Genomic DNA, 25584 nt, shown 5'->3' with positions numbered 1-25584 from the left:
TGAGAGCTGATCATGCCCACTTTTTTAAAGGGGTTATTGCTCATCGCCGCTAAAGCTTGAGAAAGATTGGATTGCTGCTCTGGGTTGATTTGGTATTGGTGTTGATTCGCTGTAGAATCTTTAGGCGACATAACGATGTTTGTTACATTGACCTTATTATAGGGAAGTTTAGAAATCTCTTCGCTCAAATTCTTAGCGTTGTTATAGGCGGTTACGATTTCTGTTTGATTGGATTTTAAATTATAAACATCTCTAGCCACGCTTAAAGCCGAATCAATCCGATTGCCATAATTAGCTACATTGTTTTGAACCGCATTAATTTCTTTATTCAAATTCACATTCTGTCTGTAAGGGTTAGTAGGCGTTTTACCCAAATGCGGCACTTTCAAGTAAGCGTTCTCCAAATACTTAAGTTGGTCTTTAGGAATGGAATTAAAGAGATTGAATATATTTGAAGCGTTAGAAAGGATTTGCTTTTGGTTTTGAGCTAAAGCGTAAATGTCTTTAGCAAATTCACGATTTTTTTGAGATCCCATAGCTTGAGCTTGCAAGTTAGTAGATAGGGTGTGGTTGCTCTGAGTTAGTTTGAGCGCTTGTTGCAAGATAGGTAGCATCGCCTTGATGTTGTTAAACACCGCATAGTCGGTTACAGGACCAGTGGATGTGATAGCACCAGCACCACCGGCTCTGTTTGAAACACCTGCGATGATTATATTTTTCCACACCATAGAAACCTTGGCTTGTTCGATTAAATCCATAAGCTGTTGCGCGGTTTCAAGAGCTGTAGTCATGGAAGTTTTGTTTCCACTTGATTGATTGCTAGAGCATTCTGATAAGGCACAGAGATTGCCTTGAGCTTTTTGGAGGTTTTCGGCAAGCGCTTTCATTTTATCATAAGTTTCTTTGCTCATAAAACATTGTTGTAATCCTGTGCAGTTCCCATCTTTATGGATTCTTCCAAGAGGAGCATTAGATCCATCATTCAAATGGTTCACAAAAAAACTGAGAGCGTTCCCCGCATAAAGACTCCAAAAAGCCAATACTGAAGTGATAACGGCTTGCGTGGTGTTGTAGATGGGCGATGTTTCTTTGTTTGTGTGGTTGTTACTCGCAAAGCTTTTCAAATCGCTTAAAGCATTGTTGACAGCCTGAATGTTGTTCGCCGTTTGAATGCTTCGTTTTAACGAAGCCAGTTGATTTAAATACTGGCTTAATTGTTCGTATTTGTCGTTCAAGTTTTTCAATTCACCGGTGTTTTTGACCATTTGCACCGCTTCGCCGATTTGATAGCCGGCGCTCACAAAAAAGCCGTTGTCTTCAGCGTTTAAAAGCGATGAAGCGAGAGAGAGAGAGAGTAAAAATCGTTTTTTCATAAAATGTTCCTTAAAGTAATGTTTTTATTGTAAACATGAATAGAAATGAAAATTTATTTACAATATGTTTAACTTTACCATAAATTGATTGGATTTCAAAAAAAAAAAAAAGATTTTTGGGTGTTTTTTAACTATTTATCTTTGGAGTGTTAATTTTTGTAATAATGAAACCATCTTTTGAATCTTATAAGCAATATTTAATGAGAACAGAATTTTGATAACGCTTAACAGAACGCATTTACCCCAAACGCCACAGAGCGTTTAGGATTTCTGCTTAAAGAATTTGAAGCTTTGATAGAAAAAGTGGTGTGGTTTAAGCTTTAGTGCTTATCGCTGTGATCTTCATCATGGTGGTCATGGTCTTTATCGTCATGATCTTTGTCATGTTTTTTGCCATGCTTCTTGCCATGCTTATCGTGTTTGTGCTTTTTCCCATGCTTGCATGATCTCAACCCAAAATCATCATCCATGTCTTCCATATTGCCTTTTTTAAGCGCTTCTTTAATGGCTTTTTGGCGGGCTTCAAAATCCGCCACGGTCATTTTGTCTGTGTTTTTAGTCGCATATTCATGCAATTGTTTATGGAACGCCTTTCTCTTGTCTTCAGGCATCTTTTCCATGCGCTTTTTTAACTCTTTTGTGTAATCCACAATATCTTGCGGAGCGACAACGCCAGCCATTTTAGCCAAATCTTCATCGCTTGTTTTGCTGAAATCTTTAGCGTTTAACGCCACAAATAACAACGCACCAACAGAAAGTATTTTCAACGCTTTTTTCATTTTTTATCCTTTTAAATTAAATTTTATCTCACTTAGGAGAGCAATGTTCGTCTTTTTTCTTAACAGCCCTACACCAAACTTTTCTCGTATCGCCGCTGCAAACGCTCACATTAAGCCCTTTTGCCTTAATTTCTTCAGCACTTAGACCTTTGGTTTTTTCTTCTAATTCTTTACGCACTTCTTCACGCATTTTTTTGAAATCCTCTTCACTCATTTTGGAAAGATTCTTCCTAGCGATCCGGCTGAAATTCGCGCGGAATTTCTTAGCGTCTTCAGCTTTTAAAGCTTTAAGGCGTTTAGACACTTCCATGCGATAATCAATCGCCTCATTAGAAGGCAGAGTGCCTGCTAATTCTAAAAGCTCCTTATCTTTGAGTTGCGAAAAGTCTCTAGCGCCTAAAACCTGTAATCCAAGCAAAGCTGATAGGCAAAAAGCCAAACTCCTTCTCATTCCCAATTCCTTGTTGTCTAAATTTTTGCCGCATGACGACAGCAAATTTTGGCATTCTACCATGTTAATTTTAACTTATTCTCAAACGCCACTAAGAGCGGTAAAAAATAGGGTTTTTAAATTTCGTGTGATCATTGCGTATCATCATTTAACTTTTATTTATAAAGGTCGTTTTAAACCCTAAAATTTTAAAATATCGTTTTTGAATTTTTGATGGTAGCGTTATGGTTTTAGCTTATTTTGAGTGAAAGGATTTAAGCAAGATGTTTGTGGTTTTTATAGAAGGTTTTGGTTTAGCGATTTCTTTGTGCGCGGCTGTGGGGGCGCAATCCTTGTTTATTATAGAGCGAGGCATGGCTAGGAATTATGTGTTTTTGATTTGCGCTCTGTGTTTTATGTGCGATATTGTGTTGATGAGCATGGGCGTGTTTGGCGTGGGGGCTTATTTTGCGAAAAATCTTTATTTGAGTTTGTTTTTGAATTTATTTGGGGCGCTTTTTACCGGATTTTACGCTTTTTTAGCTTTAAAAACCCTTTTTCAAACCTTTAAAAAGAAGCAAGTCCAAACCCCTAAAAAACTATCCTTAAAAAAGACCTTATTATTCACTTTAGGCGTTACTTTACTCAACCCTCAAGTGTATTTGGAAATGGTGTTTTTGATTGGCGCGAGCGCTTTGTCTTTTAATTTAGCGCAAAAATTCGTCTTTTTAGCTGGCACTTTATCGGCTGCCCTTTCTTGGCTTTTATTGTTATGCACCCTATCTTTACGCTATGGCTCTAAACTCTTAAACAACCAAAAAATCTTTATGGGCGTGAATCTCTTTGTAACCGCTATCATGGGAACGCTTAGCGTTACTTTATTCAGGGATTTTTTAGCGCTATTGAGTAAAACCTAAAAAGGGGCTAGTTTTAAGTCATTTTGCATTACAATACTCCTAAATGAGTTTTAAGGATTACAATCAATATGCAAGTTTTAGCGTTAAAATACCGCCCCAAACATTTTAGCGAGCTAGTCGGTCAAGAGAGCGTGGCTAAAACGCTTTCTTTAGCCCTAGACAACCAGCGTTTGGCTAACGCTTATTTATTCAGCGGATTAAGAGGTTCAGGCAAAACCAGCTCTTCTAGGATTTTTGCTAGGGCTTTGATGTGTGAAGAAGGGCCAAAAGCCGTGCCTTGCGATACTTGCATCCAATGCCAGAGCGCTTTAAACAACCACCACATAGATATTATAGAAATGGATGGGGCGTCTAATAGGGGGATTGATGATGTCCGTAATCTCATAGAGCAAACGCGCTACAAACCAAGCTTTGGGCGCTATAAAATCTTTATCATTGATGAAGTGCATATGTTCACCACCGAAGCGTTTAACGCGCTTTTAAAGACTTTAGAAGAACCTCCTAGCCATGTGAAATTCCTTTTAGCGACAACGGACGCCTTGAAATTGCCCGCTACCATACTCAGCCGCACCCAGCATTTCAGGTTTAAAAAAATCCCTGAAAATTCCGTTATTTCTCATTTAAAAACCATTTTAGAAAAAGAACAGGTGAGTTATGAAAGTAGCGCGTTAGAAAAACTCGCTCACAGCGGGCAAGGGAGTTTGAGGGATACGATCACTCTTTTAGAGCAAGCCATCAATTATTGCGATAACGCTATCACAGAAAGCAAGGTGGCTGCAATGTTAGGAGCGATTGACCGAAGCGTTTTAGAAGATTTTTTCCAAAGCCTAATCAACCAAGATGAAGCACGATTGCAAGAGCGTTATGCCATTTTAGAAAATTATGAAACCGAGGGTGTTTTAGAAGAAATGATGCTTTTTTTGAAAGCGAAATTATTAAGCCCTGATACTTATTCCATTCTTTTAATAGAGCGCTTTTTTAAAATCATTATGAGCAGTTTGAGCCTTTTAAAAGAAGGGGCTAATGCCAGTTTTGTGCTGTTGTTATTGAAAATGAAATTCAAAGAAGCTTTAAAACTCAAAGCCCTAGACGATGCGATTGTAGAATTAGAGCAAACCCCTTTCAATCAAAGCCCTAGCATAAGCTATAACGCCCCTAAACAAGAATCTAAAGGCACAGAAAAAATAGAACAAGCAGAAAGGATAGAGGGAACAGAAAAAAGAGAAAAACTAGAAAAAAGAGAGAACGCAGAAGCCCCACAAACTCCCATGCTTTCAGCTAAAGATCGCATTTTTCACAACCTTTTCAAGAAAGTTCAAACATTGGTTTATGAGCGCAACTACGAATTAGGGGCGGTGTTTGAAAAAAATATCTGTTTCATTGATTTTGACAGCCAGACTAAAACCTTGACTTGGGAGTCTTTAGCCGCTGATAAGGATAAAGAGCTTTTAAGAGAGCGATTTAAAATCGTGAAAAGTATCGTTGATGGGGTTTTTGGTAAGGGCGAAAGTATCAAAATCGCTTTAAAAAATCATTTGGAAAATAAAAACGCTCCAGAAGAAACTAAAGAGTTTAAATTCCCCCCCTTAAAGCCCCAACCAACCACTGAAACGACGGCTGAAACGAAAGAAAATGAAAAAGAAGCGGTTGGAAAAGAAATTAAAGAAAAAGAGGTTCAAAAAAAAGAAACTAAAGAAAACGACACTAAAGAGGTTCAAGAAATCCAACCCAAAGAAGTCCCTACAGCGTTGCAAGAATTTATGGCTAACCACTCTGAGCTGATTGAAGAGATTAAGAGTGAGTTTGAAATCAAAAGCGTGGAATTGTTATGAGAGCGCGTTTAGACGAATTAGACAAAGTGGCGGCTGCAATTTTAAAAGATGATTTTAAGGGGGTGGTGCTTTTAAAAGGCGTTGTGGGGAGCGGTAAAACGACTTTAGTTCAAGCGTGCTTGAAACACTTGGGGTTAGACATTCAAGCGACTTCGCCCACCTTTAGCTTGATGCATGCTTATAGCGAGAGCGTGTTCCATTATGATTTTTACATGCGCGATTTAGAGGCTTGCTTGGAGCTTGGCATGTTGGAGTGTTTGTTAGAAAAGGGAATCCATTTTGTGGAATGGGGCGATGAAAAATTAGAAAAAATTTTAAAAAAATACGATTTAGCTATTAAGGTTGTGGAAATCAAAACCGAATCAACCAGCCGTTTTTATACGATAAGGATCGCTTGAATGGATATTTTAAAAGCAGAGCATTTAAACAAACAGATTAAAAAAACCAAAATCGTTTCAGACGTTTCTTTAGAAGTGAAAAGCGGCGAAGTGGTGGGGCTTTTAGGGCCTAATGGGGCGGGTAAAACCACCACCTTTTACATGATATGCGGGCTTTTAGAGCCTAGTGGGGGGAGCGTTTATTTAAACGATGTGAATTTAGCTAAATACCCCTTACACAAGCGCTCTAATTTAGGCATAGGCTACTTGCCCCAAGAATCCAGTATTTTTAAAGAATTGAGCGTGGAAGAGAATCTAGCCCTAGCAGGGGAGAGCACTTTTAAAAACTCTAAAGAGAGCGAAGAAAAAATGGAAAACTTGCTAGACGCTTTTAATATCCAAGCCATAAGAGAGCGCAAGGGCATGAGCTTGAGTGGGGGAGAAAGAAGGCGCGTAGAAATCGCTAGGGCTTTAATGAAAAACCCTAAATTCGTATTATTAGATGAGCCTTTTGCGGGCGTGGATCCGATTGCGGTGATTGACATTCAAAAAATCATTGAAAGCTTGATTGGATTAAACATCGGCGTGTTGATTACTGATCACAATGTGCGAGAGACTTTGAGCGTGTGCCATAGGGCGTATGTGATTAAAAGTGGCACGCTTTTAGCGAGCGGGAACGCTAATGAAATTTATGAAAACGCTTTGGTGCGCAAGTATTATTTAGGGGAAAATTTTAAGGTATAGACATGGCGATCTTACGCGCAAACCTTAGCCCCAAAAACAAATTAAACGCTACCTTAAAAGGGTGGCTCCCCATTTTACAAAGCGAGCTTGAAGATTTAGAAGAAGTGTTGAAACAAAACGCCCTAGATAATCCCTTAATCAAAATTGAAAACAAACGCATCAAAAATTTTAGCGATCGTTTTAGCGCTAAAAAGAGCAGCGATCATTTAGAAAATTTTATAATCGCATCTAAAAGCCTTTTTGAAACCTTAGAAGCTCAAATCATTCCCCCCCTCTTTCCTACTGAAACCTCTCAAAAAATCGCTATGGATATTATCAGCGGGCTGGATAGCGAAGGGTATTTTGAAGAAAACATTGAAGAAAGGGCTAAAATTTTAGGGGTAGAGAGCGAAGTTTATGAGAAAGTGCGCAAGCGTTTTAGTTACCTTAATCCCGCTGGCATTGGCGCTAAAGACGTGAAAGAGAGCTTTTTATTCCAGTTAGAGAGTAGGGAATTAGACAATAACGAGCTTTATGAAGAAGCGCGAAAGATCATTTTAAATTTAGAAAAACACCATGAATTTTCTAAAGATTTTTATTATGAAAAGGCTTTAAAGATTTTAAAATCCTTTAAAAACCCCCCAGCCATTGAATTTTTAGAAAAAGAAATAGAAGTCATTCCTGAGCTTTTTATTTTAGAAGTGGATAATGAAATCATCGTGCGTTTGAACGATGAGAGCTACCCAACGATCAGTTTAGAAGAAAATCGCTTTAAGGATAGCGATTATTTGAAAGACAAACTAAAAGAAGCCAAAGATTTGATTGACGCGTTAAATTTGAGAAAAGCCACGATTTATAAAATCGGTCTGATGCTTTTAGAGTATCAATACGATTTTTTTAAAGGCAAGGAATTACGCCCTTTAAAATTATTGGATTTAGCCAATGAGTTTAACCACTCTGTAAGCACGATTTCAAGGGCTATTTCTAATAAATATTTGGCATGCGAAAGGGGGGTTTTCCCCATTAAGCATTTCTTTAGCATCGCCTTAGACAATAGCGAGACTTCAAACGCTGTGATTAAAGACTATCTTTTAGAATTGATTAAAAATGAAGATAAAAAAGAGCCTTTGAGCGACGCTAAGATTTTAGAACTCATTGAAGAAAAATTCCATTTGAAAATGGTAAGAAGAACGATCACCAAATACCGCCAACTGCTCAACATCGCTTCTTCAAGCGAGAGGAAAAGGCTCTATTTGATGCGCGCTTGAAAAACATGATTTTAGGGCTTATTCTTATTGAGTACCGTTTGCCCTTGTATGCGTGTGAGTTCAAACTCTTGGGATACTTTGGCGAGTTGGTATAAGCTTTCTGTATTGCGCGTGTCTAAAGCCTTAATGTAAGTCTCTTTTTGCTCTTTGGTGATCACAAATGGTATTAAGTTTTGCTCTAAAGCGCTATAAAAGATTAGCATTCTGCCCACCCTACCATTACCATCGCTAAAAGGGTGTATCCTTTCAAACAAAATGTGTTGTTCTAAAATGGCTTTTAGTTTTTCTTCTTTATCTTGTAAGGTCTTCATCTTATAATTGAGACTATCGCACCATTCTTTCATAGCTATAGGCTCTTGAAAATGGGGGATCGTTTCAAAACTAGCTCCTAAAATGGTATTATCAGTCGTTTTGAAAGTCTCCTTATTAGGGAGTAAAAAATTCATTAAAATCCCATGCAACTCTCTTATAAAAAAGCTATCCATGCTTTGTCCTTTATTCAGGTTTTCTAACAGAAAGAAGAGCATGTTTTGATAGTTTTTCACTTCAAAGAAGGCTCTTTGGGGCATTTCTCTAGGAATGTATTCGGTGGTTAAAATACTTATAGTTTCAGCAAGGCTCAAAGGATTGTTTTCAATAGCGGTGCTATGATGAGCCATGCGAATAGTCAAATCCATAGCGTAATCGTTAAATTCTAGTAATTCTTTATAGTTCATTATCCCACTAGCGCGAAAAACTCCGTCCTTTAGGGTGCAAGATGTAAGCGTTTAGCCGTTAGGCTATTTGAATATCGTTTCACTTGGATCCATTCGCTTTTTAACGCATTCTATTAAAAATCAAAGTTAGCTAGTTAATGCGGTGTTTCTTGCTCTTGTATGTATTGCTTAATCATCTCTAAAGGCGCGCCCCCACAACTCCCAGCGAAATAACTAGGCGACCATAAATGCTTCCCCCACAAACTAGCTTCAACGCTTTTGAAATGGTGTTGTCTAGTCAAACGACTGCTAACGCCTTTTAAAGAATTGACTAACTTACTCACGCTCACTTTTGGAGGGTAGTTGATAAGCAAATGCACATGATCGCTTTCCCCATCAAATTCTACCAATTCGCTCTCAAAGTCCTTACACACTTTGGCAAACACCGATCCTAAAAAATCTATCACTTCCTTGTTGAACGCTTTACGCCTATATTTAGTAACAAATACCAAATGCGCATGCAACAAAAAAACACAATGCCTTCCGTGTCTCATACAATCAATTTTTTTCATAGACCTATTTTAACAAAAAGAGGTTAAAATACTTCTATGAAAGTCAATAAGGGTTTTAAATTCCGCTTGTATCCCACTAAAGAACAACAGGATAAATTGCAACACTGCTTTTTTGTCTATAATCAAGCTTATAATATTGGCTTGAATTTACTGCAAGAGCAATATGAAACCAATAAAGATTCACCTCCCAAAGAAAGAAAGTGGGAAAAATCAAGCGAGTTAGATCATGCGATTAAACACCACTTGAACGCTAGGGGGCTAAGCTTTAGTAGTGTGATAGCCCAACAATCACGCATGAATGTTGAAAGGGCTTTAAAAGATGCTTTTAAAGTTAAAAACAGGGGTTTTCCTAAATTCAAAAACTCTAAATTTGCTAAACAATCTTTTTCGTGGAACAATCAAGGTTTCTCTATCAAAGAGAGCGATGAGGAACGCTTTAAGATATTCACTTTAATGAAAATGCCCTTAATGATGCGCATGCATAGAAACTTCCCTCCTAATTCTAAAATCAAGCAAATTACAATCTCTTGCAGCCATAGAAAGTATTTCGTTAGCTTTAGCGTGGAATACGAACAAGACATTACTCCCATCAAAAACCCTAAAGATTGTGTGGGGCTAGATTTGAATATCCTTGATATAGCTTGTTCTTGTGGGGTGAATAATCACAGAAAACTAACGGATTTTAAGCGATACCCAATAGACATGAAAGAATTACTAGGGATAGAAATAGATGAAGAGTTGGATACTAAACGACTCATCCCTACTTATTCCAAATTGTATTCTTTAAAAAAATACTCTAAAAAATTTAAAAGATTGCAAAGAAAACAAAGCCGTAGGGTGTTAAAGTCTAAACAAAACAAAACCAAATTAGGAGGTAATTTTTACAAAACCCAAAAGAAATTAAACCAAGCCTTTGACAAGTCTAGTCATCAAAAAACAGACAGATACCATAAAATCACAAGCGAACTTTCAAAGCAATTTGAATGGATAGTAGTTGAAGATTTGCAAGTAAAAAACATGACTAAAAGAGCTAAACTCAAAAACGTTAAACAAAAGAGTGGGCTTAATCAATCTATTTTAAACGCTTCATTCTATCAAATCATCTCTTTTTTAGACTACAAACAACAGCATAATGGCAAATTGTTAGTGAAAGTTCCCCCACAATACACCAGCAAAACTTGCTGTAATTGTGGGAGCATCAACCCCAAGCTCAAATTGAATCACAGGCAGTATTTGTGTCCTGATTGTGGGTATAAAGAACACAGAGATATTAACGCTGCGAACAACATCTTGAATAAAGGGTTAAGTCTTTTTAGGGCAGGAAATGTCCTTGCAGACTTTAAAGAACAAAGCCTTTCGTGTTAGCATTCAATGGAATGCTTTAGTTAGGAAGCCCCTTTCTTTAGAAAGGGGTGGTTTCACTGATTCAAAAGGCAGCTTGTTATAGAGCTTAAAACACTCAGTGCTAGAAATACTAGGGATTATTTCTCTTACCAATTCACCATCTTTTGTTCTTTCTACTTCTTGGTAAATATCTTTAAGGTAGTCGTATTCTTTAGCGATTTCATTGCCATTTTCTAAGGTTTTTTGATGCGTTTCATTATGGTGGGTCAATTGGATTTCTAAACCTTGCTCTTTCAATTCTTCTAAGCTGTTTGTGTGGGTTAGAATTTCAATTTCTTTTGTAAAAAATTCTCTATTTCTTATAGTATCAATCAGATCGTATCTTTTAGTGATGTGCCTTTCAAACCCTTCCTTATTCGCTTCATAAATACGAGAACTTTCTTTTATCCCACCATTGGCAAAGAAAGCGACATCTTCTTTGCTGTTATCCTTATATATTCGTTTTTCAAAGCTTAAATACTTTGCCCATTCAATAGGATTTCTAGAAATCATGCTTGCTGTATTGATCTGAGTTTTCACGACATAAGGGAGTGGATCTTGTATTTCATTGGCCTTGTCTGATTCTTCAGCAGGATTGTTTATTGCAATATCGCCATTATCTAAGATACTGAATAAGTTGGGTTGCTCTCTTAATTCTTCTAACTTCTTTTTGTTAGGTTTGTAAGCCATTTGTTGCTCCTTTTAAAATTTAACTTTGGGTGCTTTGTGTAACTTCTTGTTCGCTTTCTTCATCGCCTTGTTGCATTTTCTTAAACAAGGCTCTTTTCTCTTCCATACTGATTTCACTCAGTGGCTTTTTTAAAATCTCATCAATTTCATTGTGATTTCCTTGCTCTATATTTTCATTAGCATTTTCTAAGGTAATGGGACTTTCACTGTCTTTCTCGCTTTCTTTTAAGTTTGAATTTTCAAGCTCTTGTGGTGTAGTGGGATTATTCTCGTTAGTGTTTCTCTCATTGCTCTCATTCTCTACTTTTTCCCCCTTATTACTTGGTTCTAAGTCAGCTTTGTTTTGATTAGGGGTTGTTTCAATCTCTGTAGTGGGTTGTATAGGCTCTTCAACTCTTTGTCTCTCTACTTCTAAATCAATAGGCAAATTAGCTCTTTTTAAAAGCTCTTTATCTTTGAACCAATAATTAGCTTTGAGTTTTAAGGGGGTAGCTTTAGCCCCTGTAACAATAACAATGACTTCATCTGAATTGATATTCATAATATCTTGGGCTGTGAGTAAGTTTCTACTCTCATGGCTATAAGAAGAGCTACCTCCAAAGACCAATTGACCTTTTTCAGTAGAATAATTTTTAGATTGTCTTGTAAATTCGCCCACTTCCTTAGAGACAATCTCAGCATCTTCAGCACTATTCATCTTAAAGACAATGTTATAATGCACCACGCCTTTTAAGATTTTCAAATCATCATCGCTATAGTATTTTCTAATCATCGCATAATCTTGCGTGATGAATAAGGGGACAACATTATAAGAGCGACAAAGTGCTGGCATTTCTAACAAGAAAGGCAACTTACCAAATCTAACAAATTCATCAGCAATGATAAAAATACGCTCTTCAGGTTTAGAGCTTTCTTTGATCATAAGGTTTTTAGCAATACTCTCTAAAAAGGCTCTTACTAAAGAAGAAAGTGTGCCTATATCAATTTGAGCGATTACAATGTAAATACTGATATTGCCCGTTCTTAATTCTTCATAATCAAAGCTCATTTTAGAAGTAGCTTCACGCACTTTTGGGTCTTTATAGACATACATAAAACGCTTAAAAGAAGACATAATGCTCCCAAATTCATCATCAGGAGTGTTTGCCCAACTCCTAGCATCTGTCCTTATAATCTCATCTAACGCCCCTTTTGTTCCATAAGGGGGTTCAGGTTCTCTTGGGTCATAGTTTTTTTCATCATTCACATCTATGTATTTTTGGTCAGCCACTTGATTTAAAAAGAGTTTTAAAACATTAGCTTGGGGATTTTTCATAGGGGCGTTAGTTTGTGGGTCTAAGATAACTTCGCCTGTCTTTTTATCGTGTTGGTAAAGTTGCTTGTAATAAGGGCTTTTAGGGTGTATTAAGGGGGCATAATCATTAGCTGGTGCGATAGAAACATCGTAAAAAGAGCTATGCCCTTTGGTTACTACTTGTAAAAGAGCAAAAAAGACAAAAAGCTCTTTAGCTTTAGATACCCAATGGTCTTCTTCATCTACAAAAATACCATCGCCTACTGCTTTAACATGCCTTAATTGCTCCGCAAAGGTCATCTTTTCAACAATCCTTTTATCAAAAGGATTGAAATAGCAAGTGTTATCATCACCATAAGGATTAAAAATTAAAATTCTATTGTTTAAGAATTTTTGTCTATAACCTGCGGTCTTATCTCTTAGTTCGCCTTTAATATCAGTGATAATACAGCTATTAGGCAAAGTCAATAAATTTGGCAAAGCCACACATGCAGTTTTTCCAGCACCAGGGGGTGCAACAATCATCGCTCCTAAGGGCTTGTCATAGCACACATTTCTAAGCTTTGGAAAACCAAATTTACCTAGAATAAAGCCATTATCAAATTGCACCCCTAATCTATGCACCACTTTACAAAAGCACTCTTTGCTAAAAATTTTAAAGCATTCTATATCTTCACCATTAGCCCATCTCGCATAGCCATGCGAAGTTTCTGTGGTTTTTGGGAAATTGATATAAATCGTAGCCACAAAGGGCATTAAAGAGATTAGCATAGTAAGATAGACTTCAAATTTTAAATCAAAGATGCTTGCCCCATGATAAAGCCCTACAAACACGCTTTGAGAAAAGAAATAAGCCTGTCTCAACGACTTTAAGGCATCAAAAGTGTAATAATTTGCCAAGATAAAAAATAAGGGGATAAGTAAAATGCTGAAAAGCACGCAAAAAGCCTTCACAAATTGCATTTTCATGCGTTGTCCTTTTTTGGCTCAGTAGTAGATTGTTTTTCATTAAGAGCGTTGAGAATTTTTGAAATGGCGTTAAATTCTGTTTGTCTTTTTTGTTCTTTGTAAATTTGAAGTAATAATTCCAAAGAGATTTTTTTACACTCTTCTACATTTTTATTAAGTGTATCAATAACCTTAAAAATCTCTTCTAAGAATGCTAAATTCTGCAAATAAAAGGGTTTGTTATACTTAATGGCAATGTTAGTGTTTTTAGTTAATTGATTGAGATTATTACTATTAGCAATGAGTTCTCTATAGACATGCTGATTGATACTAATGACTTTAAACAAGCTTTCATAAAATTCTTTTGTTTTTAGCGTTTCTTTGCTAGGGTCTAGCCCTAATACAAGATTTTCTACACACTGCGTAACACTAAGCTTTTTGACCTTTAAATAGTTTTCTAAAATATCTTTACACTCATTTGAAATAAAGCAATTGATACGCTTACCCAGCTTTCGTTTGTTTTGATATTTTTTCATAGGCTATCTCTTAAATCTTTTGCTGGTAAGATTTCTTGAATGTATCTGGTGTTAGTGGCTTTATCTAATACAATTTGAACGACAATATCCACACTGCTTTTAAAGAATTTTTTTGCTACATTGACATCTAAACCACTTTTATTCATTTGTAAATTTAAAGCAATCGCCTCTATAACCCCATGCACACTATCTGCATGTAAAGTAGAAACCATGCCTTTATGCCCAGTGTTTCCAAATCTTAAAAAGAGCATGGAATTTCGTGTGTCAATCTCGCCTACCATAAGCCTATCAGGAGACATTCTCATTGCCATATTCAAGGCGTTTTCATAGGTAAATTTAGAGCTTTCAGTTTTATCCACTAACAAGGATTTATGATTTTCAAACGCTCTTAAATCTAATTCTTCGCTATCTTCAACGCTTACTATTCGTGTGTGTTTGGGGATAAACTCAATTAGAGCGTTTAAAAAACTCGTTTTTCCACTGCCTGTGCCTCCACTAATGAGTAAGTTTTTGCCCTCAATCATTAAGTTTTGTAAATACTCATAATCGTATTGACAGATACTAGAAAGCTTGAAAGCTTTTAAATCAAACTTTTTATCACTTGGCACTCTAATATTCAAACTCAATTCATTATCCGCACTAATAGCAAAGTGGTTCATGCTCACTCTGTATCTAGAAGTAGGAATGGAAGTATTAAGGGTGGGGTAATTAGCATTAAAAAACAAATCTCTAAAACTCGCTAATTGTTCCCCAAACCCCAGAATAAAGGCTTTGTCTAAATTTTCATCAAAGACTTTTTCTCTTACTCCATTAAGCTTATAGAGCCAAATTTCTTTTTCTTTATTCATAATTAGCTCTGTAATACCGCTATCTAAATAGGGCAATAGCCTTAAAATAGCGTTTCTTAAAGCCCTATAATCTTTGAGTTTGTCTAAGTCCATAGAATTACTTTCTTTTTAATTCTTCAATATTGTTACTAAGCGTTTCAATCTTGTTATCCAAGTGCTTAATGCGTCTTTCAAACTCTCTTTGCAAGCTTTCACGCTTATTGATAACCTTATCTAACTCATCAGTGCGTCGAACAATTAAATTGGCGTTGTTTTTTAATTCCTTAGCTTTTTGAATATTATTCAATGGCATTTTTTCTACTTCCTTTGGCTCTTGGTTTTGATTATTGGAGTTAATTTCTAACTCGTTTTCTTGCGTGATTTCATCTGACATCATTGGCTCCTTAAAATTAAAATAAATAAGCGTAGTTGAACGCTATGTAGCTAGAATTAGTCGCTTTGGTAAGAAAATCAGAAAACAAGACCTCGCCCTTAAAATTCCCGTTTTGAGCGACAATTTTGCTAGGCACAACTGACTGATAGTTAATTGCTCCTCCAAAGCGATAATTCACTTCAAATTGATGATGGTTTAAGTAATAATGTAGTCCAATAGTGGGATAAAAACCATGATTAAAAATATCTTTAGGTTTATTAGTGATAAACTCACTATGGCTGGTTTTTATGGGGTCTATTTTTGCAAAATAATATTGCATACGCCAGCCAAAGCCCACACTTAATCCTAGTGTATGGCGGTTCTTTTTAATGACATTTAAAAAATCAAACACATCTATGCCAAAATTTAAAGGCGTGTAATTAGCGCTAACTTTAGATTGGTAAATTTTTATGTCTGTGCTTACATCACTAGGTGTGCCTCCATACAAATGGCTTGAGATTTTAATCCCATGCCTTTTACTAGCTCCAAAATAATGCTGATAACCTATTAATAGTCCCATATTAAAATTAGCGTTTTTAAAAGTCTTGCTATAAGTGAGTAAATCATCTGTAGCATTAGAAATAAGGCTTAAACTTTGTTTTAAACTTGTGCCTGTAATAGCAATTTCTGAGCCTAAGAAAAAGCCATTTTTAGTTTGCATAGCTACTAGGTGTTTTTGAGACTTTTTTTGCTCTTTAACTTCTCTTTTAACTTGACTTTGTAACAACTCAGCACTTTGTAAAGGAGCTGATTGTTGCTTTTTAAGGGTATTTTGTGGAGCAATTTTTTGCTCCATTTTGTGTTCTAATTTCTGTTCTTGAGAAATGTCTTCTTGTTTATTTTCATCAGGCATAATGGCTAAAAAGCCCTCATTAGCTTGCAAATAACCAAGAGTAGTTAAAAACAAGGCTTTCTTTAAATTAGTGTTCATTTTTTTCCTTTCTTAATTGTTTGGGACAACCCAATTGTTGTGCGAAGCGCATGAGTAATTAGCATTAGGCGTCTGCGCCCATGAGCAATATTTACCCTTAGTGCTAGATTTCCAAGCATTTCCAGAGCTAAAGTTATAACTCATACAAAGATTGCCATTCCCATTAGGGCGATAATAAGTCGCTTGCCAATTGGTAAATTCTTGTGTGTTAATGAGTTGTTTAACACCATTATTGAGATTAAGATTTTGGCTTAATACAGTGAGTTCAAAATTTTTGCGATACTCATCGCTTAAATTAGGGGTATTCACATAGATAGTGGATGGAAAGCGTTTGAGTGTTTTTTGAGCTTGTGAGACATAGTAATACTTATAGGTGTCATACACAGCATCACTATCGCCCTCATTTCTAGGGCGGATATATCCAATCGTAGTGCCTTGATTGATAGTCTGATATCGTGTAACCCACTTAGCTAGGGTGCGTAAATTACCTTGAGAATAGCCTGTATAGCTGTGTGTTTTAGTCCAAGACCCCCATCCATCATTACAATAAGAAGTGGTTATCCATTGACTGCTATTTAAAGACATTTCTTGAATTTCAAAAGTGGTATATTGTGGCAAATCATAATTTGAGCCACTAATAGTGTCTAAATCGCCTACATCTTCGCCTTTAACGCTACTTTCTACATTGATTTTGGTATAAGGTTGGATAATTTTAGGCACTTTACCCATATCAGAAGTGTAATCACAGCCTGTTACATTGTAGTATTGGTTAGACACCGTATCAAAGATACGAATTTGAGTGGGGCGATAAGCCTCTAATTTAGCGTTATCAAACTGCCATTTACCGCACGCATAAGTTTGGTAGCTAAATTTTAAAGGACTAACCACATCATGACTGATAAAGACTTTTTCTTTAGTAATGGGGTTAATATAGTATTGATCAATCACTCTTTGAACAGTGCGAGTGCTTGGGTCATTATCGTATTTAACTAATTGTTCTTGCACATTTGCAAAATCAGTGCAAGGTTTAGCTACATGGATTAAGTTATCAAGCTCACGAAATAAAATTTCTGTTTGAAAAAAACTTGCCATGCCACTTCCATAGCCTTTATTAGTGGTGGTATCTAGCTTGCATTTATTGGCATCTTCATACATAGGAAATTCAAATTGCTCCCCATATAAATCCACACAACCCCCAATGTTAATACTTTTGTTTTCTCTGTTGATAAAATAAAATTGTGTTTGCTTAATGGCTTTCATATTTTCAAAGTCGTAGTTGTATTGACAGACATTGTCATTTCTAAAAGCTTGCATTTTAAAGCAAGAGCCATTTCTATCCACAATGTCTATATTCATCGTATTGCCATTTCTAATAGGAGCGGTGCAAAATTCATTGGTATAATGGCTATCTGTACTAGCAGTGCCTCCATTAGCACTATTACTCCCATTAGCTCCGCTTGTGCCATCAATTCCATTAGTGCCATTAATTCCATTAGCACCACTACCATTTTGAAGTCCGGGGGAATAAGGGAAAGGAATAAAGCCCCCTCCCATGCCTCCTATACCTCCGTCTCCACTCATAAAGGGGGTATAGCCACTATTAGAACTCCCACTAGAGCCATTTCCACTCCCAGCAATTGGGGGGAATGGGTTAGAGCCTACGCCTTGATAACCACTTGTGCCATTAGCTCCATTTGCTCCACTACTTCCATTTTCCCCTTTAGCCCCATTATTACCAGAAGTGCCATTTACTCCATTTGCACTTGTGCCATTAGAGCCAGCGTTATTGCTTGTGCCTCCATAACCACTTGCATATCCCATGCCACTTGCCCCACTCCCACTAAAACCTTTGCCATTTTTACTAGAGACATACGCACTTTTACTCACCCCTATGGCATTAGACATCTCACTATCGTTTTCACCGCCTAAGACAATCCTTGTGCCTTTTTTAAGAACCAGTTTGCTTTTAATTTCTTTAATGGCGTTTGGGGGGCTTTGTAAGGTCTTATAATCATTGCCCTTTTTAATATGAGTTACACTAATAGAAAGATTAGCTCTGTTTTTAGAAACCTTGTAATTACCCATAGCAATGGTATTTTCTTGCACCTTATTACCCACAACAACTAAAGCCTTAAATTCGCTATTTTTTCTTAAATTCCAATCTTGCATAGTCTGAATGACAAGAGCATGGCTATTTGAAAGTGCTACACATAAACTCATTAAAATTTTAAACACATTAGATTTCTTCTTCATTGTTAATTTCCTCTTTTGTTTTGATTGGGGGTTTTTTCTCTTTAAAGAACTCCGCTAAAACCTCCCCATCTTTTGGTTTAGGGATAAAGATGTCTAAATTAGGGCTAATAAACACTCTGCTCCCCTCTCTAATGATGATAATGGGGTTTTGCGCTCCATATTGCCTTAGCATTTGATTGATAACTTGATTGATGCCCATGCCTGTATTTCTAGTGAGTTGCATAAGCAAGTAATCCCCAAAAAAAGGGTTGCCATCACCCTTTCTATTTTGCCTATTAGCTAAGGCTGAAGTAATTCCTATTAAAAGACCATTAGAGAGCGTGTTAGTGAGTAAGGGGATACCATAGCGTTGAAAGTTTCGGCTAATGTATTTGCCTACTAAGCCATTATAACCCTTCACATCAGCCCCCCTTGCGTTAGTGAGCATGATGTTTATGCCTTGAGGCGTAATAATTCTAGTCCAAGCAATGTTAAGGCGGTATTGTCCAATTTGATTGTTATTATTGTAATAGCCTATAACCTTAGAGCCTTTAGGGATTAGCACCGCTCTACCCATAGAAGCAAATATATCGCTCTCTACTTGGGCGGTTACTTTTCCAGCAATTTGAGAGCTAATAGGCGTGATTAAAAAGGCTGGTATCATTCTATCAGCGGTTATGGTTCTTAAAAGCTTATGCTCATTAGTGCCGATGTCTTTATATTTTAAATTAGTAAAACTATCCACACCATATTCCGTCTCAGGCTTAGTGGCTGGTTTAGTTGGTTATAAAGGTTTAAGGCGTGTGTTTAAAAACTCTAATTGTTCCTTAGTATGTTTTGGTTTAGGCTTTATTTTAGGGGGGCTTTGTAAAACTTGTTGTAAATGCGTAAGGGTGTTATGTTGCTTGTTTAGATTGTTGTTAAGATGACTATAATCTGTAATGATAGGATTAGTTGAAACATTAGCAGTAGTTGAAGCTGTAGGTTGTGGCGTGGTTGTTGTTTTGGGGCTTTCTTCTTTTTTAGGTTCTTCTTTGACTTCTTCAAAGAAATAATCACTTAGGGGGAATTTACTCTCGCTTACTTGAAAGATTTCTTCTTTATTGTTATTGTTTGAGTCTTTATTAGCAAGCAGTCCTAATGCCATTAAAACGCCAAAGCCCCCTATAACTAAGCCTATCTTTTTAAGCAAGGATTTATTCATTTTGCTCTCTTTGCTATCTTTTCTATGCAAAGATAGGCTTTACCAAGCTTTAAATTCCATTGATTTGAAACATCTTCAGCGATTAGATAATCGCCTACCACTCTGCTATTAACAGGATTATCATAGCCATCTACAACCTTATAAACCACAGGGAATTTACTTCTAGCATTAGAGCGGTTGAACTTAAAATAGGTGAATTGCTCATCATTAAAGATTTGAGTGGGTAAATCATCTTTGTATTTAGATTTAACAACCTTTTTACACATCCATAAGCAATACCATTTGCGTTTTTTCTTGTCTATAATGACATAGCCATATTCCATTTTTTTCTTGTTGATATAGATGTGATTGACATTGTCCCCAATTTTAATGAATTTGCCATCATCTTTGATTTTGGCGGAGTAATCCACATATTTCATTTCATCTTGGCTGTGTCTATGCTCTTTGAAAGTTTTAGTTTGATTGCTAATCACTTTAAAATTTTCTGAAGCCTTTCTAGAATTAGCTAAAGCGTTACTAGGTGGATAGCTAGGGGATTTGAAACGATTTAAAGAAATGGGAGCATTTGCTAACGCTATTTTAGTGGTAGTAGGGTTTTTAGATTTTGTAAGTGGGTTTTGCTCTTTAATATTTGGTGATTTTTTAGTTATCTTTTTAGGGACATTATGGCTTGTTTTAATGTCTTTGTTTTGGGTGCTATGAGTGGGTTTATTTTCTTTGTTGATTTCTTTCTTAGTGGTAGTGAAATTTTTAAAATACTCTTTAGAAGAAATATACACCATTAAGGCTGGGTTTTTAGAGCTAGTATATGTGGTTGAAAACATATAAAAGCTATAGACCTTACCGCTTTTTCCAATGATAGTTAAATTGCTATCTACGCCAATTTGCAAGGGCTTAACGAGTAAGATATTAGAAATTAAATGCTCTTTATCTTCGCCAAGCATTTTAGTAGAAAAGCCTATATCATCGCCTAGAACCACTTGTGCGATTGGCTCATCAAAAATAAAAGTGGTTGTCATAGCATATCTTAGGCGAATATTGAAAGTATCGCCTATGGTGTAGTGGATAAAGTGGGTGTTATCTTTGATAGAGCGATTTTTAGCAAAAAAATTGGCTTGGATGGCATTGAAGTTTGTCATAGGTTTTAAAGAATTATCTTCATCGCTATTATCATCGCTTAAAACTTCATCGCTCTTTTGAGTTTGTTTGGAGTTTTCTTTATTTGCATAAGGGCTATTAGCACTAAACGCACTAATAGGCGCATCATTAGGTTTTGGGGTGAGTTTATCATTAACATAATTAGTGGCGTTAGTGATAGTTTGCTTGGTTTTATTAAGAGCGTTATTAGTGAATTGCTTGGCGTTATTTAGCATTGTTTGAGTTTGTGTGTTATTTGGTTGGTTATTTTGTATAGGTGTAGTGGGTTGTGAATAAGGGTTTTGATTTGGCATAGGTGTTTGCATAGAATTGGGCTGTGTGTTGTAGTTAGTGCTAGGTTGTGTTTCTTGGTTAGTCTGGTTAGTGAATTACCCAATCGCTTTAGCGGTTGGGTAATTCACAACTCTCTAATTGCGTGTTTATGCTAGATGTGATACTTTCTTGCAACTTATGCGTAACAATGCGTTTTAACTTAGGCAAAACCCTTTCTTGAATTTTATTCTCCCATTTTTCAAAAGAGATTTTTTCTAACTCTTGGTTTTTAGCAATGCTTGTTTGAATGCTTTTAATTAGCTCTTCTTGATTTTCTTTGGTATCTTGTTCTAAAAACTCTTCTTGTTGGTTTTTTTCTTGTTCTTCTAAAAACATGCTTAAACTCATAAAAAAGCATTTAGCGTATTCTTTAATATTTTCTTTAGTAAAAGAGCCTATTTCAAAGGAATTTTCTAATTCTTTTAAATGCTCTCTAAGTTCTTGCAAATTAGACATGTGTCCCCCTTAAAAAAGAGTTGTTTAAGTCCTTTAACGCACAAGGGGATTTTTTCATTTCTATGAATTTCTCTGAGCATGCACATAGAAACATAGCCACTATCACAAAAACTAAACGCATGATGTTTTTCATTTAAGCACCTTTTCTAAGTGTTTTTTGTCATCAAAATTTTCGTGTTTGTTACTCACAAAGACTTCTCGCCAAGTTTTAGGGTAATGCTTAATGAGATTATCAATGTGTTCTACCATGCTAGAATTAGAGCTAAAGATTTGTAGGTAATTACCCAAAGAACTTAGGCTCACATCTATAATGTTAGATGAGCCATCATTCATGTTTTTGAGTAAGACTTTGTATTCATTAACGGCGGTGTTTTCTAAAAAATGTTTTTCTGTATCGCTTAGTCTAATGCCAAATTTATCGTTTAAATCTTTGGTATCAATATTTCTTTGGGGATACAAAATCAATTGCCCCATATTTTTTATAAAGCTTTGAGCGTTTCTCACTTCGCTTAGTTGGTTAATGTCTTGTAAGGCTAGAACAATCACCCCATTAGCCTTTCTAGCTTGAGTAATGATTTCATTGATTTTTTTATTCATCATTTCATTTTGAGCGTAAGACTTAAACTCATCAATAAAGCATAAAAACCCACGATTGATTTTTAAGGCTCTGTCAATCATCTTATGAAAGACATAGTAGGCTAAAAGCCCAGCGTCATCATCATTATGTAAAATGCTATCGGTATTTATGGTGCTAATACGAGTTTTAAAATCTAGACTATCCATTCGGCTAGAAAATAAGGAAGATTTTAAATAGTCTTCAAAACTACTATCTAAAATGTCTGTATTGGTTTTAACAATGGCATTGACAAACTCTTTTAAATCAAAAGGAAGGGGTAATTCTTGGTTGCTAAATTTGGCTTGTTTGACTTCATCGTTATAATTTCTATACATCGTATCAATAGCATTTAAAAGGGCTGTTCTATCTTCCACTTTATCCTTATGGTCATCATAACTATCCACTTTTGCCATTTGGGCATAAAAATGCAATAAAAAGGCTCTATTAGTTGCGCTATCTTCTAATGAAAAAGGGTTAATATGAAAGTTTTCGCCTTGATTATAAATCCCATCAAAATACTTGGTAAAGGAATACAAACCATTTAGTCTATCAAGAGCTAAAATATCAATGTTAGAATATTTTAAGGCACTCATCATCAAATAGCTAATGAGTGTGGTTTTACCAGCACCTGTTGCTCCTATAATCATGGTATGTCCCACTACTCGTGCAACATTATGGGCTAACACGCCTTTATGTTTGACTTCTTGGTTGTGGAAGTTAAACAAATAAGGGCTATGGTCTAGGTTCTTAAACACAGATAAAGGCATATCACCCCAAGAATTTGCCCTAAAACCTGTATTATTTTTTTCAAACAAGATTAAAGAGGCTATCACTTGGGAAGTTTGATTTCTCATTCTAGGGTTAATGTTTGCATTATTAGGAAAGAATGAAAAATAAGAAGGTTTTAGCCCTATGGTTTCTGTAACACTGCCTAGTCCAGCGTTATTAAGCAAGGATAAAATCTCTTTTAAAGACTTGTCTAATTTAGCTTTACTTTTAGCCCTTATAACTAAGTTTAAAGCACACTCTTGCATGCTCAAACGATTGGCTTGCACTAATTCTATATAATTATCAATATCAGCTTTTACTATTTTAGAAAGCGTGAGCTTTTTCTTAGTTTTTAAAAAATTCAGGCTTTCAAATTGCCCTAAAGAGCGGATATGAAAGATTAAATCTAGTTCAATTTGGGTGTGTAAAAGAGTAGATATAGGGAGCGAAGAAATTTCTTCGCTCTCATAAGCCTTAATCCCCACACACGCACAAAAGGTGTTTTGATTTTGAAATTCAATGACAAAGTAATCTTTCTTAAAATGCACATTAGATGCAATATAGCTATCTCTTAATCGCTTTAATTTAGGATTAAAGGCGATGTATTTGCCATTGATGTATTCTGCGTAGAAATTTAATACTTCTTTAGAATTTAGTAAAGTGGGTTTAAATTCTTTAAGAGCGTTTTTTACTCTTTCTATGGTTTGAATGAGTAAGGCTCTTTTACTTGTGGCGCTAAAGGTTATCTTTTTTTTTGAACTTGTTTTTCTTGTCTTTTTTAGAGCTTGTGTTTGAATGAGTTTCATTGGAGCTATTTTCATTCTCTTGTTTATCTTCTTTAGAGCTTTCTTCTAACTCTTCATTAATTGAAGTAGTCATTTCCAATTTCTTTTTTTCAAAGAAAGACTTGACATTAGAAGTGATAGTTTCAAACACTAAAAAATACTCTGTTTTATAGATTTCCTTGCTTTCAAATTGTGTGATAATAGCTTTGGCATAAATATTGTCAATATTTGGACTTTGATTGATAAATTCCTTACGCCTTTTAGCCACAATTCTTAATTGAATGTCTTTACTAATGGTGTTGAGAACATTTTGTCTAGTATCAAAATAGCCCTCTAAGTCTTTTTGCATTAAATTAGAATAGCTTAGTCCTTGTAAGGATATAATGCCTACTAGATTTTCTTGTTTGGTAATAATGAAAGTATCATCATACAAGCCTAAAATATTGCACTCCTGTGCCATAGAATAGGTTTTTGGCACAAACCCTGCTAAAAGGTCTATGGCTTTTTCCTTGCAATATTTAAGGGCGCTTTCTAACATTAAGAAGGCTTTCTTTTTCTTTTATGGGTGTTTTTATTGCTTTGATTAACTAAAACAACTTCTTTATGCAACTCATCTACAATATTTCTAATATTAGTAACAAGAATATAGGCATCTAAATGAGCTTCTTTTTTCATTAACGCATTCACACTTGATTTTAAGCTAGAGATAGCTTGTTTTAAGTTGTAAGAAATGGTTAATGGATTAGGTTTTTCTACTAAGACTTCTTTTTGCATATTTTTTCCTTTTAAGCATAAAATGAATTAGCTTTGGTTTTAATTTTGGAATGAGCGATTAAAATGTCACTTATATCTTCATCAAAGAACTCCGCTATGCTAAAAATTAAGAGAAAGCACACATAAAGCACAAAAGAGTTCAATATATCTAGCCAAGGCATCATAATAAAAGGCACAAATCCTGAGAGTAAAAAACTCTTAGCATTGAGCCAAAGAAATTTTTCTTTGGAGCTGATTTCTTTGAGATTAGAAACTGAAATACCAACTAATTGCATGGGGACTTCTTTTAAAAAATACTCATAAACCAGTTAGCTAAGGCTGGGGCTTTAAAAAAGATTGCAGCACCAATTGCAATAGCAAGCACGGTCATTAAAATTTCTTTCCATCTATCTAAGTTTTTCCATATAAAAATAGCAAGTCCTAAAAAAATAACCATTAAAATGCCTTTAGCCGTAGGGTTAGTGAGCTGTTGTTCAATGGAATTAAAAAAGGTAGTCATATCCGCTTGTAATAAAAGAGGTGAAAAACCTAAAAAGGCGATAAGCTTTCTAAAATGCCTTAATTTTTCCATGCAATGTTCCTTTCTTTTTTAATCACGCAAAATTTCGCTAACACTTTGTAAGTATTTTGATTGAGCTTAAAATCTAAGTGATAGATAACGAGTTCTTCATCAAACTCTAAATTTTCTTCATTGACAACTTGCGTTAAATGAATGATTTGATTTTTTAAGGCTTGTGTCATTTCATAGGTAATAACCTTTAAAACACCGATTTGTTTGATTTGAGCTAAATTCAAAGGCTCTTTGTCTTTTAGTAGGGCAAACTCACTCTCAAAAGTAAAATGCCCTAAGCTATTTTCTAAATGCTTTTCTAGCAATGAAAAATCTTTATCCCATAAATAACTGCAAGTAAGCTCTGTTTGGCTCTCTAAGGTTTTTGCGATTGTCTCTTGTTCTTTGTTTGAATAAAACTTTTCTAAATGCTCTTTTACATTCAGCAATGTTTCATCAATTTGTATGGACTTCTTGTGTAAGATTAGTTCAATCATTGTTTTCCTTTAGTAAATTTGAAGACTCTTCTCTTGTTAATTCATTCTTAGTTTCAGTTGTTGTTATCCAATAAGCTTGTAGATTTTTTGTAAAGCTTTTTCAAACAAATCCGCTAAAAACTTTTCTTGTGTTTCGGTATCCATTTGCGAAAAATCAATTTGTAAAATCAGTTTGCTGTTTTTCTTATTGAAACAAATATTTAAAGTTGTGCTTGGTGTCATTC

The 25584-nt window shown here is 35.6% G+C and carries 23 protein-coding genes and 5 pseudogenes; 6 read left to right on the top strand and 22 right to left on the bottom strand.

The window, feature by feature from the left end:
- From sabA to EXS92_RS05270, 3 genes are all read right to left on the bottom strand, one after another.
- Positions 1–1373 (bottom strand): Hop family adhesin SabA/HopD (gene sabA, locus EXS92_RS05280; RefSeq protein WP_165515779.1); only part of this gene is annotated, 1373 nt, incomplete at its 3' end.
- Between the two features lie 320 nt (positions 1374–1693).
- Positions 1694–2152: a sialic acid-binding protein gene (locus tag EXS92_RS05275; protein ID WP_000709583.1), complete on the bottom strand. Its 459-nt coding sequence runs from the start codon at positions 2150–2152 to the stop codon at positions 1694–1696.
- A 28-nt stretch (positions 2153–2180) separates the two neighbouring features.
- The gene (locus tag EXS92_RS05270) at positions 2181–2603 is read right to left on the bottom strand and encodes a DUF1104 domain-containing protein (protein ID WP_001254651.1); all 423 of its coding nucleotides are present in this window, start codon (positions 2601–2603) and stop codon (positions 2181–2183) included.
- Between the two features lie 263 nt (positions 2604–2866).
- Between EXS92_RS05270 and EXS92_RS05265 the strand changes: the two genes are divergently transcribed.
- The 5 genes from EXS92_RS05265 to EXS92_RS05245 all read left to right on the top strand — a co-directional run bounded on the left by EXS92_RS05265 (position 2867) and on the right by EXS92_RS05245 (position 7699).
- Positions 2867–3499 (top strand): LysE family transporter, encoded by a 633-nt coding sequence (locus tag EXS92_RS05265; RefSeq protein WP_165515778.1) that lies wholly within the window; start codon positions 2867–2869, stop codon positions 3497–3499.
- A gap of 68 nt (positions 3500–3567) precedes the next feature.
- Positions 3568–5331, top strand: a complete 1764-nt coding sequence (locus tag EXS92_RS05260; protein WP_165515777.1) for a DNA polymerase III subunit gamma/tau — start codon at positions 3568–3570, stop codon at positions 5329–5331.
- On the top strand, positions 5328–5729 hold the full coding sequence (gene tsaE / locus EXS92_RS05255) for a tRNA (adenosine(37)-N6)-threonylcarbamoyltransferase complex ATPase subunit type 1 TsaE (protein ID WP_033612944.1): 402 nt from the start codon (positions 5328–5330) through the stop codon (positions 5727–5729). The genes EXS92_RS05260 and tsaE overlap by 4 nt, the downstream gene beginning before the upstream one ends.
- Positions 5730–6452, top strand: coding sequence for an LPS export ABC transporter ATP-binding protein (gene lptB, locus EXS92_RS05250; protein WP_128034175.1), 723 nt, complete (start codon positions 5730–5732; stop codon positions 6450–6452).
- 2 nt (positions 6453–6454) lie between these two features.
- Positions 6455–7699: an RNA polymerase factor sigma-54 gene (locus tag EXS92_RS05245; RefSeq protein WP_165515776.1), complete on the top strand. Its 1245-nt coding sequence runs from the start codon at positions 6455–6457 to the stop codon at positions 7697–7699.
- 11 nt (positions 7700–7710) lie between these two features.
- On the opposite strand, the gene EXS92_RS05240 is transcribed toward EXS92_RS05245, so the two are convergent.
- Together EXS92_RS05240 and tnpA are read right to left on the bottom strand one after the other, a co-directional pair.
- Positions 7711–8415 carry a Fic family protein gene (locus EXS92_RS05240; protein ID WP_165515775.1) on the bottom strand — a complete coding sequence of 235 codons (705 nt, stop codon included), beginning with the start codon at positions 8413–8415 and terminating at the stop codon, positions 7711–7713.
- Between the two features lie 134 nt (positions 8416–8549).
- Entirely contained in the window at positions 8550–8966 is a 417-nt protein-coding gene (gene tnpA, locus EXS92_RS05235; RefSeq protein ID WP_165515774.1) for an IS200/IS605 family transposase, read from the bottom strand.
- A 36-nt stretch (positions 8967–9002) separates the two neighbouring features.
- On the opposite strand from tnpA, the gene EXS92_RS05230 reads away from it, so the two are divergent.
- The gene (locus EXS92_RS05230; protein ID WP_165515773.1) at positions 9003–10331 is read left to right on the top strand and encodes an RNA-guided endonuclease InsQ/TnpB family protein; all 1329 of its coding nucleotides are present in this window, start codon (positions 9003–9005) and stop codon (positions 10329–10331) included.
- Positions 10332–10385: 54 nt separating this feature from the next.
- Here the strand turns inward: EXS92_RS05230 and EXS92_RS05225 are convergent.
- From EXS92_RS05225 to EXS92_RS05150, 17 genes and pseudogenes are all read right to left on the bottom strand, one after another.
- A pseudogene (locus EXS92_RS05225) lies at positions 10386–11039 on the bottom strand (hypothetical protein); the annotation flags it as partial.
- Positions 11040–11058: 19 nt separating this feature from the next.
- Positions 11059–13302, bottom strand: coding sequence for a type IV secretory system conjugative DNA transfer family protein (locus EXS92_RS05220; RefSeq protein WP_165515771.1), 2244 nt, complete (start codon positions 13300–13302; stop codon positions 11059–11061).
- On the bottom strand, positions 13299–13817 hold the full coding sequence (locus EXS92_RS05215) for a hypothetical protein (protein WP_041051072.1): 519 nt from the start codon (positions 13815–13817) through the stop codon (positions 13299–13301). The genes EXS92_RS05220 and EXS92_RS05215 overlap by 4 nt, the downstream gene beginning before the upstream one ends.
- Positions 13814–14758, bottom strand: a complete 945-nt coding sequence (locus EXS92_RS05210; RefSeq protein WP_000362459.1) for a CpaF/VirB11 family protein — start codon at positions 14756–14758, stop codon at positions 13814–13816. The genes EXS92_RS05215 and EXS92_RS05210 overlap by 4 nt, the downstream gene beginning before the upstream one ends.
- A 4-nt stretch (positions 14759–14762) precedes the next feature.
- Positions 14763–15038: a hypothetical protein gene (locus EXS92_RS05205; protein WP_001278753.1), complete on the bottom strand. Its 276-nt coding sequence runs from the start codon at positions 15036–15038 to the stop codon at positions 14763–14765.
- 16 nt (positions 15039–15054) lie between these two features.
- Positions 15055–16008 (bottom strand): hypothetical protein, encoded by a 954-nt coding sequence (locus EXS92_RS05200; protein ID WP_165515770.1) that lies wholly within the window; start codon positions 16006–16008, stop codon positions 15055–15057.
- 12 nt (positions 16009–16020) lie between these two features.
- On the bottom strand, positions 16021–18261 hold the full coding sequence (locus tag EXS92_RS05195) for a collagen-like protein (RefSeq protein ID WP_165515769.1): 2241 nt from the start codon (positions 18259–18261) through the stop codon (positions 16021–16023).
- Positions 18245–19444 (bottom strand): annotated as a pseudogene (locus EXS92_RS05190) (DNA type IV secretion system protein ComB10). The gene EXS92_RS05195 and the pseudogene EXS92_RS05190 overlap by 17 nt, the downstream one beginning before the upstream one ends.
- Positions 19441–20970, bottom strand: a pseudogene (locus EXS92_RS05185) (TrbG/VirB9 family P-type conjugative transfer protein); the annotation flags it as partial. The pseudogenes EXS92_RS05185 and EXS92_RS05190, both read right to left, overlap by 4 nt.
- A gap of 34 nt (positions 20971–21004) precedes the next feature.
- Positions 21005–21370, bottom strand: a pseudogene (locus EXS92_RS05180) (hypothetical protein); the annotation flags it as partial.
- A complete protein-coding gene (locus EXS92_RS08025; protein WP_000789926.1) occupies positions 21363–21503 on the bottom strand; it encodes a hypothetical protein in 141 nt (46 codons plus the stop codon). The gene EXS92_RS08025 and the pseudogene EXS92_RS05180, both read right to left, overlap by 8 nt.
- Positions 21500–24077, bottom strand: a pseudogene (locus EXS92_RS05175) (VirB4 family type IV secretion/conjugal transfer ATPase). The gene EXS92_RS08025 and the pseudogene EXS92_RS05175 overlap by 4 nt, the downstream one beginning before the upstream one ends.
- The gene (locus tag EXS92_RS05170) at positions 24077–24313 is read right to left on the bottom strand and encodes a hypothetical protein (protein WP_120946701.1); all 237 of its coding nucleotides are present in this window, start codon (positions 24311–24313) and stop codon (positions 24077–24079) included. The pseudogene EXS92_RS05175 and the gene EXS92_RS05170 overlap by 1 nt, the downstream one beginning before the upstream one ends.
- 11 nt (positions 24314–24324) lie before the next feature.
- The gene (locus EXS92_RS05165) at positions 24325–24588 is read right to left on the bottom strand and encodes a hypothetical protein (protein WP_001177718.1); all 264 of its coding nucleotides are present in this window, start codon (positions 24586–24588) and stop codon (positions 24325–24327) included.
- Positions 24589–24599: 11 nt separating this feature from the next.
- A complete protein-coding gene (locus EXS92_RS05160) occupies positions 24600–24884 on the bottom strand; it encodes a TrbC/VirB2 family protein (protein WP_165515768.1) in 285 nt (94 codons plus the stop codon).
- Positions 24872–25360 carry a hypothetical protein gene (locus EXS92_RS05155; RefSeq protein WP_000571135.1) on the bottom strand — a complete coding sequence of 163 codons (489 nt, stop codon included), beginning with the start codon at positions 25358–25360 and terminating at the stop codon, positions 24872–24874. The genes EXS92_RS05160 and EXS92_RS05155 overlap by 13 nt, the downstream gene beginning before the upstream one ends.
- Before the next feature lie 63 nt (positions 25361–25423).
- Positions 25424–25582 carry a hypothetical protein gene (locus tag EXS92_RS05150; RefSeq protein WP_227624785.1) on the bottom strand — a complete coding sequence of 53 codons (159 nt, stop codon included), beginning with the start codon at positions 25580–25582 and terminating at the stop codon, positions 25424–25426.
- Positions 25583–25584: the final 2 nt, after the last annotated feature.

Origin of the sequence: Helicobacter pylori (genome assembly GCF_011175115.1) — a bacterium.
Classification (GTDB): domain Bacteria; phylum Campylobacterota; class Campylobacteria; order Campylobacterales; family Helicobacteraceae; genus Helicobacter; species Helicobacter pylori_DF.
This window is presented reverse-complemented; position numbering and strand designations above follow the sequence as displayed.